The sequence below is a fragment of the Streptomyces sp. 11-1-2 genome, from assembly GCF_003595545.1.
Taxonomy (GTDB): domain Bacteria; phylum Actinomycetota; class Actinomycetes; order Streptomycetales; family Streptomycetaceae; genus Streptomyces; species Streptomyces hygroscopicus_B.
The window spans coordinates 1,155,779-1,171,676 of record NZ_CP022545.1 but is presented as its reverse complement, the minus strand read 5'-3'; the positions used below and the strand labels follow the sequence as shown (position 1 = coordinate 1,171,676).

Annotated in this window: 15 protein-coding genes; 1 reads left to right on the top strand and 14 read right to left on the bottom strand. The window is 70.9% G+C overall.

Annotation, left to right across the window (positions count from 1 at the left end):
- Positions 1 to 20: 20 nt before the first annotated feature.
- The 10 genes from CGL27_RS04885 to CGL27_RS04845 form a co-directional block, all read right to left on the bottom strand.
- The gene (locus tag CGL27_RS04885) at positions 21 to 1,328 is read right to left on the bottom strand and encodes an extracellular solute-binding protein (RefSeq protein ID WP_119984828.1); all 1,308 of its coding nucleotides are present in this window, start codon (positions 1,326 to 1,328) and stop codon (positions 21 to 23) included.
- Complete coding sequence (locus CGL27_RS04880; RefSeq protein ID WP_119984826.1) at positions 1,325 to 3,220, bottom strand: sugar-binding domain-containing protein; 1,896 nt, start codon at positions 3,218 to 3,220, stop codon at positions 1,325 to 1,327. The genes CGL27_RS04885 and CGL27_RS04880 overlap by 4 nt, the downstream gene beginning before the upstream one ends.
- Positions 3,221 to 3,343: 123 nt before the next feature.
- On the bottom strand, positions 3,344 to 3,577 hold the full coding sequence (locus CGL27_RS04875; protein ID WP_043236480.1) for a hypothetical protein: 234 nt from the start codon (positions 3,575 to 3,577) through the stop codon (positions 3,344 to 3,346).
- 86 nt (positions 3,578 to 3,663) lie between these two features.
- On the bottom strand, positions 3,664 to 4,650 hold the full coding sequence (locus CGL27_RS51490) for a hypothetical protein (RefSeq protein WP_240450355.1): 987 nt from the start codon (positions 4,648 to 4,650) through the stop codon (positions 3,664 to 3,666).
- Positions 4,614 to 6,020 (bottom strand): family 43 glycosylhydrolase, encoded by a 1,407-nt coding sequence (locus CGL27_RS51485; protein ID WP_240450354.1) that lies wholly within the window; start codon positions 6,018 to 6,020, stop codon positions 4,614 to 4,616. Before CGL27_RS51485 ends, CGL27_RS51490 begins: the two co-directional genes overlap by 37 nt.
- On the bottom strand, positions 6,021 to 7,487 hold the full coding sequence (locus CGL27_RS04865) for a sulfatase-like hydrolase/transferase (protein ID WP_119984824.1): 1,467 nt from the start codon (positions 7,485 to 7,487) through the stop codon (positions 6,021 to 6,023).
- Entirely contained in the window at positions 7,484 to 8,464 is a 981-nt protein-coding gene (locus CGL27_RS04860) for an aliphatic sulfonate ABC transporter substrate-binding protein (protein WP_119984822.1), read from the bottom strand. Before CGL27_RS04860 ends, CGL27_RS04865 begins: the two co-directional genes overlap by 4 nt.
- Positions 8,465 to 8,533: 69 nt before the next feature.
- Positions 8,534 to 9,313 (bottom strand): ABC transporter ATP-binding protein, encoded by a 780-nt coding sequence (locus CGL27_RS04855; protein WP_119984820.1) that lies wholly within the window; start codon positions 9,311 to 9,313, stop codon positions 8,534 to 8,536.
- Complete coding sequence (locus CGL27_RS04850; protein ID WP_119984818.1) at positions 9,310 to 10,119, bottom strand: ABC transporter permease; 810 nt, start codon at positions 10,117 to 10,119, stop codon at positions 9,310 to 9,312. Before CGL27_RS04850 ends, CGL27_RS04855 begins: the two co-directional genes overlap by 4 nt.
- 51 nt (positions 10,120 to 10,170) lie before the next feature.
- Positions 10,171 to 11,361: an ROK family transcriptional regulator gene (locus tag CGL27_RS04845; RefSeq protein WP_119984816.1), complete on the bottom strand. Its 1,191-nt coding sequence runs from the start codon at positions 11,359 to 11,361 to the stop codon at positions 10,171 to 10,173.
- Between the two features lie 398 nt (positions 11,362 to 11,759).
- On the opposite strand from CGL27_RS04845, the gene CGL27_RS04840 reads away from it, so the two are divergent.
- Positions 11,760 to 12,527, top strand: a complete 768-nt coding sequence (locus CGL27_RS04840) for an NPP1 family protein (RefSeq protein ID WP_078638639.1) — start codon at positions 11,760 to 11,762, stop codon at positions 12,525 to 12,527.
- Between the two features lie 70 nt (positions 12,528 to 12,597).
- Here the strand turns inward: CGL27_RS04840 and CGL27_RS04835 are convergent, their stop codons facing one another.
- The 4 genes from CGL27_RS04835 to CGL27_RS04820 form a co-directional block, all read right to left on the bottom strand.
- A complete protein-coding gene (locus tag CGL27_RS04835) occupies positions 12,598 to 13,068 on the bottom strand; it encodes a hypothetical protein (RefSeq protein WP_119984813.1) in 471 nt (156 codons plus the stop codon).
- Between the two features lie 46 nt (positions 13,069 to 13,114).
- Positions 13,115 to 14,167, bottom strand: a complete 1,053-nt coding sequence (locus tag CGL27_RS04830; RefSeq protein ID WP_119984811.1) for an alpha/beta hydrolase — start codon at positions 14,165 to 14,167, stop codon at positions 13,115 to 13,117.
- 129 nt (positions 14,168 to 14,296) lie between these two features.
- Positions 14,297 to 14,851 (bottom strand): DoxX family membrane protein, encoded by a 555-nt coding sequence (locus tag CGL27_RS04825; RefSeq protein WP_119984809.1) that lies wholly within the window; start codon positions 14,849 to 14,851, stop codon positions 14,297 to 14,299.
- Between the two features lie 51 nt (positions 14,852 to 14,902).
- A complete protein-coding gene (locus CGL27_RS04820) occupies positions 14,903 to 15,766 on the bottom strand; it encodes a polysaccharide deacetylase family protein (protein ID WP_162952874.1) in 864 nt (287 codons plus the stop codon).
- Between the last annotated feature and the right edge of the window lie 132 nt (positions 15,767 to 15,898).

Genomic DNA, 15,898 nt, shown 5'->3' with positions numbered 1-15,898 from the left:
TTTCTGCGATTCCGTCGCGATCAGGCCGGATTCGGCTGGGCCATCAGGGTGTTGATCTGGGAGACCATCGTGCGCACCGCACTCGCCGGGGACGACGAGCCGCCGAGCGCGGGATCGAGCGCCTGGCACATCCGCGTCTGGAAGTCCGAGCCGGAGCCCGCGAACCACACCGGCGGGTCGAGCACGAGCTGCTTCGCGGCGCCCGCGTACTCGGACTGCGGACGCAACTTGGCGTAGCCCGCGGACGAGACGGCCGGTGTGTACGCGGGGATATGACCCGCCGACGCCCACGTCAGCCCGGATTTGACCAGCTCGGCCACGAACTGGTGGGTGCGCCGCCGGTGCTCCGGATCCGGGTTGTCCTGGTGCGGCAGCACCAGCGCATGGCTGTCGGACGCCCCGGCCGGACGGTCGTAGAAGGTGGGAATGGGGGAGCCGCCCAGCCTGTCCTTGAGCGCCGTCTTGTAGGTGGCCATGTCCCACTCGCCCGAGAAGATCATCGGGGAGCGGCCGTTGGCGAAGGCGGCGATCGCCGTCTGGACGTCCATGGTGCGGCTGTCGCGTGCCAGGTCGGCCATGAAGCGCACCACCTCCACGGCGGTGTCCTCGTCGATCTCGGCGCGCTCGCCCGTGAGGTCGAAGGTGGCGCCGGTCTGGCTGAACAGCGTCCAGAACATCCGCCAGCCCATCGCCGCGTCATTCGCATGGCCGAAGACGGGCCCGAGCTTGCCGGTGTCCTTGCGGAGCTTGTCCATCAGCTCCAGGGCGTGCTTCGGCGATTCGAAGGGCACGAGCCGGCCGTCGCCCGTGAGGAGACCCGCCTTGTCCATGACGTCCCGGTCGAAGAAGACGACGAAGGGGTGGGTGTCCAGCGGAATGGCGTACGGGGTGCCCTCGAACAGACTCCGCTTGACCAGCGTCTTGTTGAGGTCGTCCGGCTTCAGGCCGAACTCCGCCAGCAGATCCGTGTCCCAGGGGTCGAGCAGACCGCCGGGGGCGTAGCCCGCCAGCCGGGTCAGGTGCATGATCGCCACATCCGGCGAGCGCCCGCCCGCCGAGGCCATCGCCAGCTTGGTGTAGTACGGCGGGCCCCAGTCCAGCACCGTCGTCCTGACCTTGAGATCCGGGACGCGCTTCTCCACGTTCCGGGTCATCGTCTTCATCAGTTCGCCGTCGGGGCCGGTGAACAGGGTCCAGTACTGGATCTCGTCGGCGCTCGCCACGCTCCCGGCGATCGATCCGCAGCCGCTGAGCGCGGACGCCGACACGGCGGCACCCGCCCCGTACACCGCGCCTCTCAGCAGCCCACGCCGTGACAGACCGCTCATCGCCCCTCCTCAGCGGCCGGGCGCTCGAAGGCGGCGGGGCGCTGCTGGGCCGCGCGCACCCGGGCCACGTCGAGCTTGCTGCTCCGGTCGAAGCGGTAGACGCCGTTCTGCTCCTGGAAGACATCGGTGAGCTGGGTGTAGCAGTAGCCGAACATCAGGGGGTCGTCGAGCAGCGCCGCGGTCAGCCCCGCGAAGCGCGTGTGGAACTCCTCCTCGGTCCGCGGCCGCTCCCCGTAGCCCCAGGACACCTCGCGGTCGTCACCGGCCGCGGCCTCCGCCTCCTCCGGATTCCACCAGATGCCGCCGAACTCGCTGCAGAAGTAGGGCTGGCCGCGGTACGGCAGTGACCACACCGCGTCGGTGTCCCGCTTGCCGGGGTTTCCCCGGTTGTCGGGGTTGAGGAACGGGTCGTTCTTGTCCAGCCCCGCCATCTGGCGGCGGAACGCCTCCGGGTCCTGTTCATAGCTGTGCGAGTCGTATACGTCGGTCTCGGCCACGCGGTGGGAGTAGCCGGAGGCGTCCAGGACCGGACGGGAGGTGTCGGCGGCCTTCGTGGCCAGGAACATGCCCCGGGTGACATCGTCCAGGACGCTCTGCCGGTCGTGGAGTTCCTGGTGTGTCTCGTTCAGCGGGCACCAGCCCACGATGGACGGATGGGAGTAGTCCCGCTCCACGGCCTCCAGCCACTGCGCGATGAATCCGGCGGTGGGCTGCTGGTTGTCCCGGGTGGTGCGCCCGGTGCCGGCTCCCCAGTCGCCGAACTCGCCCCAGACGAGATAGCCGAGCCGGTCCGCGTGGTGCAGGAACCGCTCCTCGAACACCTTCTGGTGCAGCCGCGCCCCGTTGAACCCCGCGGCCAGCGACAGCTCGATGTCCCGGACGAGGGCGGCGTCGTCGGGCGCGGTCATCAGCCCGTCGGGGTACCAGCCCTGGTCCAGGACGAGCCGCTGGAAGACGGGGCGCCCGTTGAGCAGCAGCCGTTTGCCGTCGATGGCCACCGACCGCAGCCCGGCGGTGCACTCGGCGCGGTCCACGGCTTCGCCGTCGCCGTCCAGCAGCTCGATCCGCACCCGGTACAGATGGGGGTCCTCCGGAGACCACGGCCGGCGCCGGTCCTCCGGCAGCGCGAGCACCATACGGGGTGCCATATCGAGGTCGGCGCGCACGGTCGCCTCGGTCACCGTCCCGCCGTCCGCGTCGCTCACCCGGGCCGTGATCCGGTGGCCCGGGCGGCTGGCGCTGAGCGGCAGTTCGAGGTGGAAGGCCCCGGACGCGAGGTCGGGGGTGATCCGGGGCCTGCGCAGATGGACCTCGGACACCGGCTCCATCCAGACCGTCTGCCAGATGCCGGTGGTGCGGGTGTAGTGGCAGTCGCTGTTGGCGTACTCGGTGGCCTGCTTGCCGCGCGCCTGAGGGCCGTGCCGGGCGTCCCGGGCCCGTACCACGATCACCACCTCAGCCCCTTCGCCGGCCGGGTCCGCCACCGCGCCGAGGTCGGCGGTGAAGGAGGTGAAGCCGCCGCTGTGCCGGGCCACTTCGCGGCCGTCGGCCCAGACGGTGGCGTCGTGGTCGACGGCCCCGAAGTGCAGCAGCACCCGCCGGCCGGCCCAGTCCGCCGGTATCCGGACCGTGCGCCGGTACCAGATGGCGGGGTGGAAGTCGGTGTCACCGATCCCCGACAGCTCGGACTCGGGGCAGAACGGGACCAGGATTCGCCCGTCCAGTTCCTCGTGCACCAGACCGCGTTCGAGTCCACTGTCACCGGGGTCGAACGCGAACTGCCAGGTGCCGTTGAGATTGAGCCAGCTCTCACGGACGAAGCTGGGACGGGGATATTCGGGTCGTGGAACGGCGTTCGACAGGTCGGGCAAGGGGGTGTCGGTGTGAGCCATGGGGTCTCCGGGGCGGGGCGGGGATTCGGCCGGGCAGGGGTATGCCATCACCCGTTTACATCGTTGTAAAGATCCCGCGCACCATCTTTTGCCTCGACCTCGTGCGGCCGCCGGTGGGCGTGGCTAGATCTCGCCCTTCTTCACCTTGTACAGCTCGATGTCAGTGTTGGCGAAAAGGTGCACATAGCCGCAGTTCCAGCAGATCAACCCGGTGGCCGATTCGTTGGCCCAGCCGAACTTGAACAGTTCCATGCCGGTGCTGTTGAGCTTCACCTCGCGGTCCCGGAAAAGGTCGCCCTTGCAGAACACACATGTGATCCACACGTCCCCGATCGCCGCACGTACCGGCTTGGCCACGCTCGCTCACCTTCTCCGGCCGCCGAAGCGGCCCCCGTCGCGCATCAACAAAGTGATCAGCATAGGACGGGGGCTCGCTCGGAACGTCAGCGGCGGTAGGTGTGCACGTAGTCGAAGCGCGCGACCGCGCCCGCGGTGTTCTGCGCGACCAGCCCGATCCTGAGCTCGCTTGACGTCGACAGCGTCCAGACGCCGGTGTGCACCCAGTGCACACCGTCCGTGCTGGTGGCGGCGCGTACCTCGGTCTCGTCCCGCGCGGTGTCGGCGTGGTACGACAGCCGCATCCACAGCGTCTCCGCGGGCGGGCCGCCGAACATCGGCCCGTAGGCCACCGGCGTCGGCGGTGTGGTGGTGGGACGCTCGCCCTCCTTCGCGAACTCCGTGACGTGCGTGGCCTTCCCGTCGGTGTGGCTCACCGGGAGCACCGCGTGCACCAGCTTCAGATAGCGGTCGTCGTTCCCGTAGAGCACCAGCCCGGCCTGCTGATTGGTCCGCCCCGGAGCGAAGCGGAGCCTGGTCTCCACGGTGTAGTCGCCCGGGGGAGCGTCGCGGGTCAGCACCGACGCCGTATTGGTGCCGAGATAGAGCTCGCCACCCTGAGTCGGCCAGGACAGGGCGCCATCGGCCATCGTGACCCCGGACGCCGGTCCGCGCACCCATGACCACGGCGAATCCGCCGTGGTGCCGGGGACGGTGGCGGTGTCGAAGTCGTCGCTGTAGGCGGGCAGCAGCGGGCCCGGCACCCGGTCGGGGATGCGCGTGGTGACCGGCGTGTGGAGCGCCGCCGCCCCCACGTTGTCGGCGGCCGCCCCGGCGCCGCGGGCGGCGACGCCGACCTTGCCGGAGCGGACCGCCGCCGCGGGCAGCGACCGCTCCTGGGTGGCCACCGCGTCCCGCAGCCGGTCCGCGCTCACCTCCACGGTCATCCGGGTGCCGCGGATCTCGGCCGCCACGTTGTGCCAGGTGTCCCAGGCGAAGTCCGCCGGGAGCGGGGTCGTCCGGGCGCCGCGGCTTCGGCCGCCGATCCGCACGTCCGTCACCAGCGCGTTGCGCGCCCTGTCCAGCCACGCCACCACGACGTCGTCCGGGCCGGTGTAGCGGACCAGCAGCCCGGCCGCGCCGGTGGCCGAGGTGACCCGGAGGTCTGCCTCGGCGCGCCGGGCCGCCGGGGCGGACCGGTCCGAGACCAGAGCGGCGCCGGTGGGGTTCCCGCGCGGTGTGACGAAGCCTCGCGCGTCCTGCTCGTGTCCGACACGCCACCGTCGGTGCCGGAGCCGCCACCGCCGTGCCACCCCTTCAGCGAGCCGTCGTTGAACGTGCCGCCCGCGGCCCAGGAGGCCACCGGGGCCCGCTGCGCGCCCTGGGAGGCGCCGGCCCCGGCCCGTACGACCGGCCAGCCGCCGATCCAGTCCAGCCGGTCCATCAGCATCGGCCGCTTGGACAGCTTCAGCGTGCCGCCCGCGGCCGGCTTGAGGTCCGGGTCGTCGGAGGCGATGGCGTGGTAGACGAGCCAGTCCTGGCCGGACAGATCAGTCTGCAGGGCGTTGTGCCCGGGGCCGATCCAGCCGTTGCCGTTCGCGGTCAGCGCCACGCCGCCCTTGCTGGTGGCGGCCGTCAGCGGAACGCCCGCGTCGTCCACGAAGGGCCCGGTCGGGCTGGTCGCCCGGCCGACCTTGACCTGATAGCCGCTGTAGGCGCCGTCGCAGCATCCGGCGTCGGAGTAGAAGAGGTAGTAGTGGCCACCGCGACGGACGACGAACCCGCCCTCCATCCGGCGGCCCTGCGCCACTTCGGTCACCGCGCCCTCGATGCGGGTGCGGGCGGCGTTCAGCTTCGCCACGCAGATCGTGTCGTAGCTTCCCCAGTACAGATAGGGCTGCCCGCCCTCGTCCGTGAACTGGGCCTGATCGATGTTGCCCGTGGCGCAGCCGCTCGGCGAGGGCAGCACGGCTCCCTGGTCGGTCCAGGGGCCGGTGGGGGTGGGCGCGGTCGCCACTCCGACGGTGTTCTCCGAGGACACCGAGTAGTACAGGTTGTAGTGGCCGTTCACATAGCGGATGTCGGGGGCCCACAGCCGTGCGCCCTTGTGCCAGGCGGGTTTCGTCTGAGGGGTGAAGACCTCTCCGGCGTACTCCCAGTGCGCCATGTCGGCCGAGCGGAGGATGGGCAGCATCCGCTCACCGTCCTCGCCCTTGCTCTGGAACACCGGGTTCTGGGTGCCGTACGCGTACCACAGGCCGTCCTTGCCCCGGATCATCACCGGGTCGGGGAAGGTGTCGACCACTCCGGCCGTCAGGGGGTTGCGGTACGTCGGCGCCTCGCGGGCCGTCGTGGTGTCCTCCGTCGCCGGGCGCGCGGCGGCCGTCGCCTGGGCCGCGGGCAGCAGCCCGGCCAGCAGCGCGCACAGCAGCGTGGCGACGAGGGTGCCAGGACTTCGTCTCATCTACGCGGTCCCTTCCGGCTCGAAGGAACTCAGGCTCGGGTCGTAGTCAAGGTCCCCGATGTCGAACATGGGGGTCATCCAGTGGTAGAAGTTGTCGCCGCGCTCCCGCAGCAGGTCGTACAGGCGGCGCATCAGGCGGCGGCGCACGGGCAGCAGCTCGGGGTGCTCGTAACGGTTGGTCAGCTCATCGGGGTCGGCGTCCAGGTCGTACAGCTCGTTGACCGACTCGGGATTGACGATGAGCTTGTAGCGCTCGTCGCGGATCATCCGCTGCGGATACGGGAAGTGGTGGCCGTGGAATTCGGCGAGCAACTCGGTGGGCCACCGTGGATGTTCGCCCCGCACCAGCGGCACCAGGCTTCGGCTGTCCACGGCCGGTGAGGTGTCGCAGCCCGCGAGGTCCAGGATGGTGGCCGTGCAGTCGGTGAGGCTGACGAACTCCTGGCGGACCTGCGGGGCCGCCCCGGGGACGCGGATGATGCCGGGGATGCGGTAGATGTCCTCGTACATCGCCGGGCCCTTGTCGTGCAGCCGGTGGGCGCCGGTGAACTCGCCGTGGTCGGCGGTGAAGAACACCGAGGTGTCATCGGCCAGCCCGAGCTCGTCGAGGCGGGTGAGGATGCGCCCGATCTGCTCGTCGATCAGCGTGACATAGCCCCAGTAGACCGCGATCAGCTTGCGGGTCACCTCGATCGGGATGGTGTCGAAGGTCCAGTGGGCGCTGTAGTTGCGCTGCACCGGTGGCTTTCCCTCGAAGGTCTCGGCGATCGAGGCGGGCAGCTCCACCAGGCCGGGGTCGTAGGCGTCGAAGTACGCGTCGGGCAGCAGATACGGCAGATGCGGCCCGAAGAAGTGGGTGGCCAGGAAGAACGGCCGCCCGTCCGCGGCGTATCGCTCCAACTGCTCGATGGCGCGGGTGGCCAGATAGTGCTCGAAGGTGGCTTCCACCGGCTGGTGCAGCCGCGCCGCCAGCAGATTGCCCGGATTGCCGTTGGGCGTGGTGCCGCGGATCGGATCGGATATCCGGTACGGCGGCAGGCCCCGTTCCTTCAGATATGCCGCGTAGTCCGGATGGTCCACGGGGTTGTGCCAGCCGGGCAGATCGGGTCCGTCGAAGCCGTACGAGGCGGCGTTGCGGTGGGTGCCGACATGCCACTTGCCGACCAGGCCGAGCTGGTAGTCACGCTCGGCGAGGGCGGTGGGGAAGGTGAAGGCGTCCTCGCGCAGATCCTCCAGATAGCCCACGTTGCGCTCGTAGTTGGCCAGCAGCCGGTGGCGGAACGGCGCCTGGCCGGTGAGCAGACTGGCGCGGGCCGGGGTGCAGATGGCCGTAGGGGTGTAGAAGCGGTCGAAGCGGGTGCCGGTCGCCGCCAGCCGGTCCAGGTTCGGCGTGGCCACATGCGGATTGCCGTAACAGCCGAGGGTGTCGACGCGATGCTGATCGGTCATCAGGAACAGCAGGTTCATCGGGCGGCCGCCTTCGTGTAGAGGTCACCGGCGTAGAACGAGGACGGGGCGGGCGACTTCCGCAACTGCCCGGTACGGACGAAGAAGCGGCTCATGGCGTCCAGCCACTTGTCGACGGTGCCGTCCTTGGTTCTGGCGACGAGCTCGGCGGTCGTCATCGTCTTCACATGCTTCGCGTCCGCCGCGACCTTCGCCTCATCGGCCTTGAGCAGCTTCGCCGCCAGCGCGATGGACTCCTTGGGGTGCGCGGCCCGCCAGTCGTTGGCCTCCTGCAGCACCTGGACGACCTTCCGGTCGCGCTCCAGTTTCGCCTTGGCGCCGGAGACGAAGGCGGTGGGGAAGGTGGAGCCTGGGATGTCCTCGGTGCTCGCCACCTCCTTCATGCCCGGCACCTTCTCCTTGATGGTGTCGATGAGGGGGTACCAGATCCCGGCGCCGTCGATCTGCCCGGAGGCGAACGCCGAGACGACGGTGGGCGCGTCCATCACCACCTTCGAGATGTCCTTCATGGTCATCCCGGCCTGTTGGAGCGCCAGGTTGAGCGCCATCTCACCGGATGTGCCCTCGGGAACGCCGACCTTCTTGCCCTTCAGATCCCGGATCGAGGCGATTCCGGGCCTGGCGATGACCCGGTCGGCGTAGGTGAGCGTACTGACGGCCACGATGGTGGCCTTGCCCGAGGCGGGCAGCCACAGGGCGCCCGGCCCGATGTAGCCGTAGTCCAGGTTGCCGGTGCGCAGGGCCTGGATCTGGACCGGGCCGTTGACGAACACCTTGGGCTCGGCGGTCAGGCCGTGTTTCTTCCACAGGCCCCGGTCCTCGGCGATGGCCAGCAGGCTCGCGCCGTTGTAGTCGGCGATATAGCCGAACCTGACCGCGGAGCCGCCGCCGTTGCCGGAGGACGAGCATGCGGCTACCGAAAGTGCCGCTCCTGTCGCGGAGAGTGTGCGTATGAAGTCGCGCCGGCTCATCCTCATCTCGGCTGAGTCCCTTCGGAAGTGGGGTGGGGATGGGTGTGGAAGGAGGAAGGAGGAGGGGGAGGCAGGTCAGGCGGCGGAGCCGGCCGGTGACTGGTGGTAGACCTGCGTCCAGACGTCGTTGCGGATCCGGGCGAACTCCGCGGAGAGCCGTATCTCCTCGGTCCGCGGATAGGGCAGGTCCACGTCGATGATCCGGTGGACGCGGCCCGGCCGGGCGGCCATCACGACCACCCGCCCGGCCAGATACACCGCCTCGTCGACGTCATGCGTGATGAACAGGACGGTCCGCCGCTCCTGAGTCCAGGTGTCCAGGAGCTGGTCCTGCAACTGCACCCGGGTCAGCGCGTCCAGCGCCCCGAACGGCTCGTCCATCAGCAGGACTTCGGGGTCCACGGCGTAGGCCCGGGCGATGGCGCAGCGCTGTTTCATCCCTCCGGAGAGGGTCTTGGGCAGAGCGTCCGCGAAGTCGGCGAGCCCGACCAGCTCAATGGCGTGTTCGGCGCGCCGCCTGCGCTCCGCGGCGGGGACGCGGGCCAGCTTCAGCCCGAACTCGACATTGCCGCGCACCGTCAGCCACGGGAACAGCGCGTACTGCTGGAAGATCACCCCACGGTCCGGCCCCGGCCCGGCGACGGGCGCGCCATCCACCGTGACCGTGCCGGAGGTGGGTTCCACCAGTCCGGCCACCATGCTCAGCAAGGTGGACTTGCCGCACCCGGACGGCCCGACCACCGCGACGAACTCCCGGTCCCCGATGTCCAGTGAGACCTGGCCGAGTGCGGTGAAGGTGGTGTTCTTCATCGGGTAGGTCTTGACCACGTCCCGGAATGAGATCTTGGGGCTCATCGGCGCTCCTGCCACGCGGTGAGACGGCGTTCGGCCACCAGCAACAACCGGTCCATGACCAGGCCGATGACGCCGATGCTGATCAGGCCCACGAAGATCGTGGGAACGTCGTAGTAGGTCTGGGCGTGGACCATCTCGAAGCCCAGCCCCTTCTGGGCGCCGATCATCTCGGCCGCCACCACGGTCGCCCAGGCCGCGCCGAGCCCGATGCGCATGCCGACCAGGATGAACGGCGTGGACGCGGGGATGACCACCTTGAGGAAGACGGTCCGGTCCGAGGCGCCGAGGACCCGCGCCGCGTCGATCAGCGTCCGGTCCACGCCGGTCACCCCCTGGAAGGCGGCCACCACACAGGACATGAACGCGGCCAGGAAGATGACGAAGATCTTCGGTGTCTCGCCGATGCCCATCAGGACGATCACCAGGGGGATCAGCGCCAGCGGCGGGATCGTACGGAAGAACTGGACGTACGGCTCCAACAGGCCCCGGGCGACCGGGTACCAGCCCATCAGAAAGCCCACGGGCACGGCGACCAGAGTGCCCAGCGCGAACCCGAGGAGCACCCGCTGCAGACTGGCCAGCGCGTCCTGGGTGAGGGTTCCGTCGGCGAGCAGTTCACGCGCCCTGGAGCTCACGGAGAGCGGTCCGGGGATGTCCGCGAGCCCCGCGGCGGCGGTCAGGGCCCAGATGGCGACGCCCAGGACGAGAGCGATCAGGTTGAACACGAGGGGGTGGACGGTACGTCGTGCGCCGCGTGGCGCTTCCGGTGTCGTGGGGGTCTTCTCGGGCGCGGTGACCACCGTCATGGACGCCTCGCGGGGTTCATGGGTCCTCCTCTTCAGCCCGGACGGGCCGGTTCAGCCCGGACGGGCCGGGTAATGGCTGAGCAGGGGGGATTCATGCAGGACAAGGGCGATGGCGCCCAGGGCGCCACCGGCCTCGCCGAGCGTCGCCGGCCTCAGGTCCACACGGTCCCGTGAGATCGGCATGATGTGTGCGCGCAGCGCCCGTTCGACCGGCTCGAAGAGCGGTGTGCCGGCCGCGGCGAGTTCGCCACCGAGCACGATGACGCCGGGGCCGACCGCGTTGCACACCGCCGCCAGCACGGTGCCGATGTGGACGGCGGCTGCCTCCAGCGTGCGCAGTGCCACCGGATCGCCGGCCTCCAGCGCCCCGAGGAGCGTGGCCAGGCCGTCCGCGTGTCCGCCCGCGCGGCGGTAGGCGGCGAGCACGGCGCCCACCGAGGCCACTGTCTCCAGGCAGCCGGTGGCGCCGCACGAACATCGCCCGTCGCCCGACTCGACCGCGATATGGCCGAACTCGCCGGACAGGCCGTACGCCCCCCGGTGCAGGGAGCCGCCCACGACCAGCCCGCCGCCCACGCCATGGGACAGCCGCAGATACAGCACGTCCTGACCGCCCGCCGCCGCGCCCCAGGTGGCCTCGGCGAGCGCGGCGAGCCGGGTGTTGTTGTCCACCAGCACCGGGGCCTCGAAACGCTTGCGCAGCAGGGCGGGCAGATCGGCGGAGGGGCAGGGGTCCGGCGGCCCGGTGTCGGGGTCTCCGACCGGGCCGACCACACCCACCCCGATGGCGTTCAGCGCGCCCAGCCGCAGGGCGCCGTCGGCGAGTGTGCCGACCAGCCGCTCGGCCAGGGTGATCCGCTCCTCCCAGGGCAGTCCCGGGTCGTGCGGTTCACTGGCCGACCCGATCACCTCGTGTGCGACGTTGACCGCGGAGACATGCACCGCCCGGCGGGCGAAATCGATACCGATGGCCTGGCCCGCGCTGGGGTTGAGCGTCAGCGCCTCCACCGGCCGTCCCCGCCTGCGCGGGGCCGTTTCCGGCGCCGTGGCGACCACGGCGCCGCTCTCGATCAGCTCGGTGACGATGTCGCTGAGGGTGGTCCGGGAGAGGCCGCTGTGCTGTCCCAGTTCGGCCCGGCTGAGCGGGCCGTGTTTGCGCAACAGCTCCAGTACCAAGTCTTCGTGGCCCCGCCGCAGCCGGGCCAGCGGGCCGTCCTGATGGGGGTGCATGCCGAACAGCATGGGCACGCCACGCTATTTCGTCAACACCCCGGAATAAAGAGGGCTCAGGTGTCGCGGACGGTGCGGAAGCCGAGGTCGCCGGTGGAGCCGTCGGGGTGTCGGAGGCGTGGGCGGCCACACGGTAGAGGCGTGGGCGGCCGCGCGATAGCGGTCGCGGTACGGCTGATGGCGAGACATGGACCACCGGCCGGAGGCCGCGCTCACCGACCTGGCTGCCCGGGCCTTCCGGCCCCCGCGGCCCCTCCTGGGCGCCACCCCACTCCACCTGCTATAGCTGTTGGCTGACACTTCATCACGGCGACATCTCCCGCCGCCGCTCAAGGAATGCGATCATGCTGACCTGAGCATGCCAACCACCCCCCTCGTGGTGCTACGCCGCGGTCGTTCAGGAGGACGCAGTGAAGAAGAGTTCGCGGATCCGTAGGGGATCCGCCATCCTCGGCAGCGCCATCGCGCTCGTCGTGGCCTTTCCGGGCAGTGCGCTCGCGGACCCGCCCACGGCTCTGCCCGCCAACGCGGACGGCACGGAGCAGACGTTCCAGCCGGCGTTCGACTACGACACCGACGGCTGCTACCCCACCCCCGCCATCGGGCCCGACGGGACGATCGCGGGCGGGCTCAACCCGAGCGGCGCCCTCAACGGCCAGTGCCGCGACTCCTGGGACCTCGACAACACCAACGGATACTCCCGCTCCAAGTGCAACAACGGCTGGTGCGCGATCATCTACGGCCTGTACTTCGAGAAGGACCAGGCCGTGGCCGGGAGCGGGCTCGGCGGACACCGCCACGACTGGGAGCACGTCGTGGTGTGGGTGCAGGACAACGAGGCCAAGTACGTCGCCACCTCGGCCCACGGCAACTTCAACATCTACAACCGGGACCAGATCCGCTGGGACGGGACCCACCCCAAGGTCGTGTACCACAAGGACGGTGTGAGCACCCACTGCTTCCGCCCGGCGAACGCCAACGACGAACCGCCGGAGAACCACCACCAGACCTGGCAGTACCCCGCGCTGGTCGGCTGGAACGGTTACCCCGCCGGGCTGCGCGACAAGCTGAGCCAGGCCGACTTCGGCAGCGCCACCCTGGGCCTCAAGGACAGCACCCTCGCCTCGCACCTCGCGAAGGCCAAGCCGTCCGAGATCCCCTTCGACCCCAACGCGTGAGCGGCACCGCCCCGGGAGGTGGCGTGGCATCACAGCCCGCGCCTCCCGGGCCGGTTCGGCCCAGGTCAGGTCAGCGCCGGGGAGGCCCGGCCGGGGGAGGCTCGACCTCGAGGTAACGGTGGCGGCGCGGCCCCCGGTACTCCAGCGCCTCCCAGCCCAGCCGCCGCAGCACGGCCGCACAGTTCCGCAGCGCGTCCTCCGCCGCGTGCCCGGCACCACTTCCCGGCGGCCCCAGCCACTCGACCCGCACCACCCCGGTCCGCTCCGCCGCGCCGAGACAGTATCCGGCCGCCATGCGGCGGCCCTCCGCGTCGGTGGCCGACGGCGGAACACCGGCGGCCTCCAGGGCGAGGGCCACGGCCCGCACCGGCTGCCGCCGCTCCCACTCGGCGGGCACACCTTCGGGGTCGGCGGCGTCCGCGTTCATCAGCCGGCGGATCTGCAGCAGCCCCTCGAACGCGGTCCGTACCGCGGCCCGGCGGCCCTGGCCGTCGCCGTCGGGGACCCCCGCGGCGCCGGTGGCCACCTCGAACTCCGCCATCCCCTGCCCCCTTCGGACGTGGCGGCCCGAGGTCCGGCGGCGGTGTTCAGCGCCGTCGCAGACCGTCGGCCTCGACCACGGCATCGGCGAAGGCTTCGGGAGCCTCCTGGGGGACATTGTGGCCGATGTCCTTCAGCGTCCGGTGGGCGTACGGACCCGAGAACTTGTCCCGGTAGGAGGCACCGCCCCCGGCGGGGGTGAAGGGATCGCGCCCGCCGTCCAGCGTGACCGTGGGCACGCCGATGGCGGGACCCTTGGCGAGGCGCCGCTCCAAATCGTCGTACCGGGGATCACCCGCCGCGAGCCCCAGCCGCCAGCGATAGTTGTGGATCACGATGCGGACATAGTCCGGATTCCGGAAGGCGGCGGCCGTGCGCGCGAAGGTGGCCTCGTCGAAGTGCCATGTCGGCGAGTTGAACCGCCAGACGAGCCGCGCCAGTTCACGCCGGTACTCCGGGTTCTCCAGCCCGAGCACGCCCCGTTGCGTGGCGAAGTAGTACTGATACCACCAGGCCCATTCGACCTTCGGTGGCTGCGGTTGCTTGTTCTTCTCCCGGTTGGTGATCAGATAGCCGCTCACCGAGACCAGGGCCTTGCAGCGCTTCGGCCACAGGGCCGCGACGATGTCGGCCGTCCGCGAGCCCCAGTCGTATCCGGCGAGGATCGCGCGCTCGATCCCGAGGGCGTCCATCAGGGCGAGGAGGTCGAGGGCGAACACCGACTGCTGGCCGTCGCGGGACGTCCGGGGCGACCGGAAGCGCGTCGTCCCATAGCCGCGCAGATACGGGACCACCACCCGATAGCCCTCTGCGGCCAGCAAGGGCGCCACATCGACATAGCTGTGGATGTCATAGGGCCAGCCGTGCAGCAGGACGACCGCGGGGCCATGGGCCGGACCGGCCTCGGCGTAGCCGACGTTCAGCTCCCCGGCCTTGATCTGCCGCAGGGCGGCGAAGGATGTGTGTGGCCGCGCGGGCGGCGTCCCCGGCTCCTCCGGGAGGTCCCCCGTGGCCGTGGCCGAGCCGGTGGCGCGGATGGCGAACGGCGCCCCGACCGCACTCGCGCCCACGATCTTCCCGAAACTGCGCCTGTTGAACATCCGCACCCTCCACCAGTGCGACCGCTCCCGGGCCCTGGCATCCACCATGGCGCACGAGTGCGCTCCTCGCACGCCGTGCGTCACCTGCCGGAGAGGTGATGTGCGGGGGGCGAGGGAGAGGGGCGCGCCCTACTCGGCGAGCTCCTGCTCGTCGACGACCCCCTGCTCCTCGGCGAGCTCCCGCTCCGTGGTCACCGCGATCCGGCGTCTGATCACCGCGGCCGCCGTGAGCGCGCTCATGGTGAACGCCGTCGCGATCAGCCACGGCTGGTCCAGCACATGGCAGGTGAGGTGATCGAGCGAGTAGCGGCCGGGCCCCGCGATCCCGAGCGCCGCCGCCGAGCATCCCAGCAGGGCCGGGAACTCATAGCCCCCGGACTCGGCGAAGAACCCGGCCGGCGCGTTCACCGACACCGCGCCCGCCATCGTCCCCGCGGCCGCCGCCCCGGCCGCGGGAGTGGCGAAGCCGAGCGCGAGCAGCAGCCCGCCGCCCGCCTCGCCCAGTCCGGCTGCCAAGGCACTGGCTCGCCCCGGACGGAAGCCCATCGCCTCCATGGCCTGGCCGGTACGGTCCAGGCCGGCGCCGCCGCACCAGCCGAAGAGCTTCTGCGTGCCGTGTGTGGCCAGGACCCCGCCCACACCGAGGCGCAGTGCGAGCAGTCCGAGATCCTTGCGGTGGTGCATGGGGTCTCCTCCGCTCCCGTACGGGCACACCACGGGCGGCCGCCCGGCGTCTCACCCAGTCTCGGTACTCATCCCGGGGCCCGCTGTCGCTGCTACGCCATCGGAGTGCATCAGCTCCGTCGCGGTGACCGCGTGCAGACCGCGCCCGCGCACACCTTCGAGGACCGCGGACAGCGCGGTCAGCGTTCCGGTGTGACCGAAGTGCAGACTGACCACGGAACCGGCGCGGACCTGGCCGAGGATCGTGTCCCGCACCGCGTCCGGCCCCGGGTCCTGGAAGTCCTGGGAATCCACGTCGTAGGAGAGGACGTGCGGGTACCCGGCGCGGGCCGCCAGACGGGTCACGAGGTCCGTGGCGGTGCGGGCCTGCGACGGACGGAACCAGCTTCCGATGGTCCCGGTGAGGCGGCGCAGCCGGTCGGCGCATTCGGTGATCTCCGCGTACGCCTCGTCGGCGGGCAGTGCGCAGACGGCGCGGTGCCGCATGGTGTGGTTGCCCAGTTCATGGCCGCCGTCCAGGACCCGCCGGGCCAGCTCCGGATGCTCGTCGAGCCAGGTGCCGACGGCGAGGACGGTGACCCGGGCCCCGGCCCGCTCGGCCTCGGACAGCAGCGAGCGGGCGAGCTCCGCGTCGCCCTGGCCGTGGAAGGTGAGGGCCACCGCGCTTCCGCCGCGCGGGCCGTGGACGATCTGGGGTGGCAGTCCGGGGAAGCGCACCGGTCCGCGCGGCGCGTGTCCGGCGGGCGTGGCCCGGTCCGAGGCCGCACCGGAGGAGGGTGTCTCGGTGGCACCGGCGGGTCTGGACGACGAGGACACGGCGTGGTGGCCGCAGCCGACGCCGCACGTCGTGGCCGCCACGGCACCACTCGCGGACCGCAGGACATCACGGCGGGAGGGAGAGGACACCTGAAGCATGAGAACACGCCCCTGGCCGATATGCGGCGATTTCTCGCTGGTGAGGTGTGTTTTTCCGTCGATCGCCGGGCATGGCCATGGGCTCTCACCCGCGCCTGGCCATGGGCTCGCACCGAGGTCCGGGGCGCGTCG

Excerpts from the sequence above, each read along its gene's own strand:
- CGL27_RS04885 (WP_119984828.1), bottom strand. The coding sequence starts at position 1,328 with ATGAGCGGTCTGTCACGGCGTGGGCTGCTGAGAGGCGCGGTGTACGGG.
- CGL27_RS04880 (WP_119984826.1), bottom strand. The coding sequence starts at position 3,220 with ATGGCTCACACCGACACCCCCTTGCCCGACCTGTCGAACGCCGTTCCA.
- CGL27_RS51485 (WP_240450354.1), bottom strand. The coding sequence starts at position 6,020 with ATGAGACGAAGTCCTGGCACCCTCGTCGCCACGCTGCTGTGCGCGCTG.
- CGL27_RS04865 (WP_119984824.1), bottom strand. The coding sequence starts at position 7,487 with ATGAACCTGCTGTTCCTGATGACCGATCAGCATCGCGTCGACACCCTC.
- CGL27_RS04860 (WP_119984822.1), bottom strand. The coding sequence starts at position 8,464 with ATGAGGATGAGCCGGCGCGACTTCATACGCACACTCTCCGCGACAGGA.
- CGL27_RS04855 (WP_119984820.1), bottom strand. The coding sequence starts at position 9,313 with ATGAGCCCCAAGATCTCATTCCGGGACGTGGTCAAGACCTACCCGATG.
- CGL27_RS04850 (WP_119984818.1), bottom strand. The coding sequence starts at position 10,119 with ATGACGGTGGTCACCGCGCCCGAGAAGACCCCCACGACACCGGAAGCG.
- CGL27_RS04845 (WP_119984816.1), bottom strand. The coding sequence starts at position 11,361 with ATGCTGTTCGGCATGCACCCCCATCAGGACGGCCCGCTGGCCCGGCTG.
- CGL27_RS04835 (WP_119984813.1), bottom strand. The coding sequence starts at position 13,068 with ATGGCGGAGTTCGAGGTGGCCACCGGCGCCGCGGGGGTCCCCGACGGC.
- CGL27_RS04830 (WP_119984811.1), bottom strand. The coding sequence starts at position 14,167 with ATGTTCAACAGGCGCAGTTTCGGGAAGATCGTGGGCGCGAGTGCGGTC.
- CGL27_RS04825 (WP_119984809.1), bottom strand. The coding sequence starts at position 14,851 with ATGCACCACCGCAAGGATCTCGGACTGCTCGCACTGCGCCTCGGTGTG.
- CGL27_RS04820 (WP_162952874.1), bottom strand. The coding sequence starts at position 15,766 with ATGCTTCAGGTGTCCTCTCCCTCCCGCCGTGATGTCCTGCGGTCCGCG.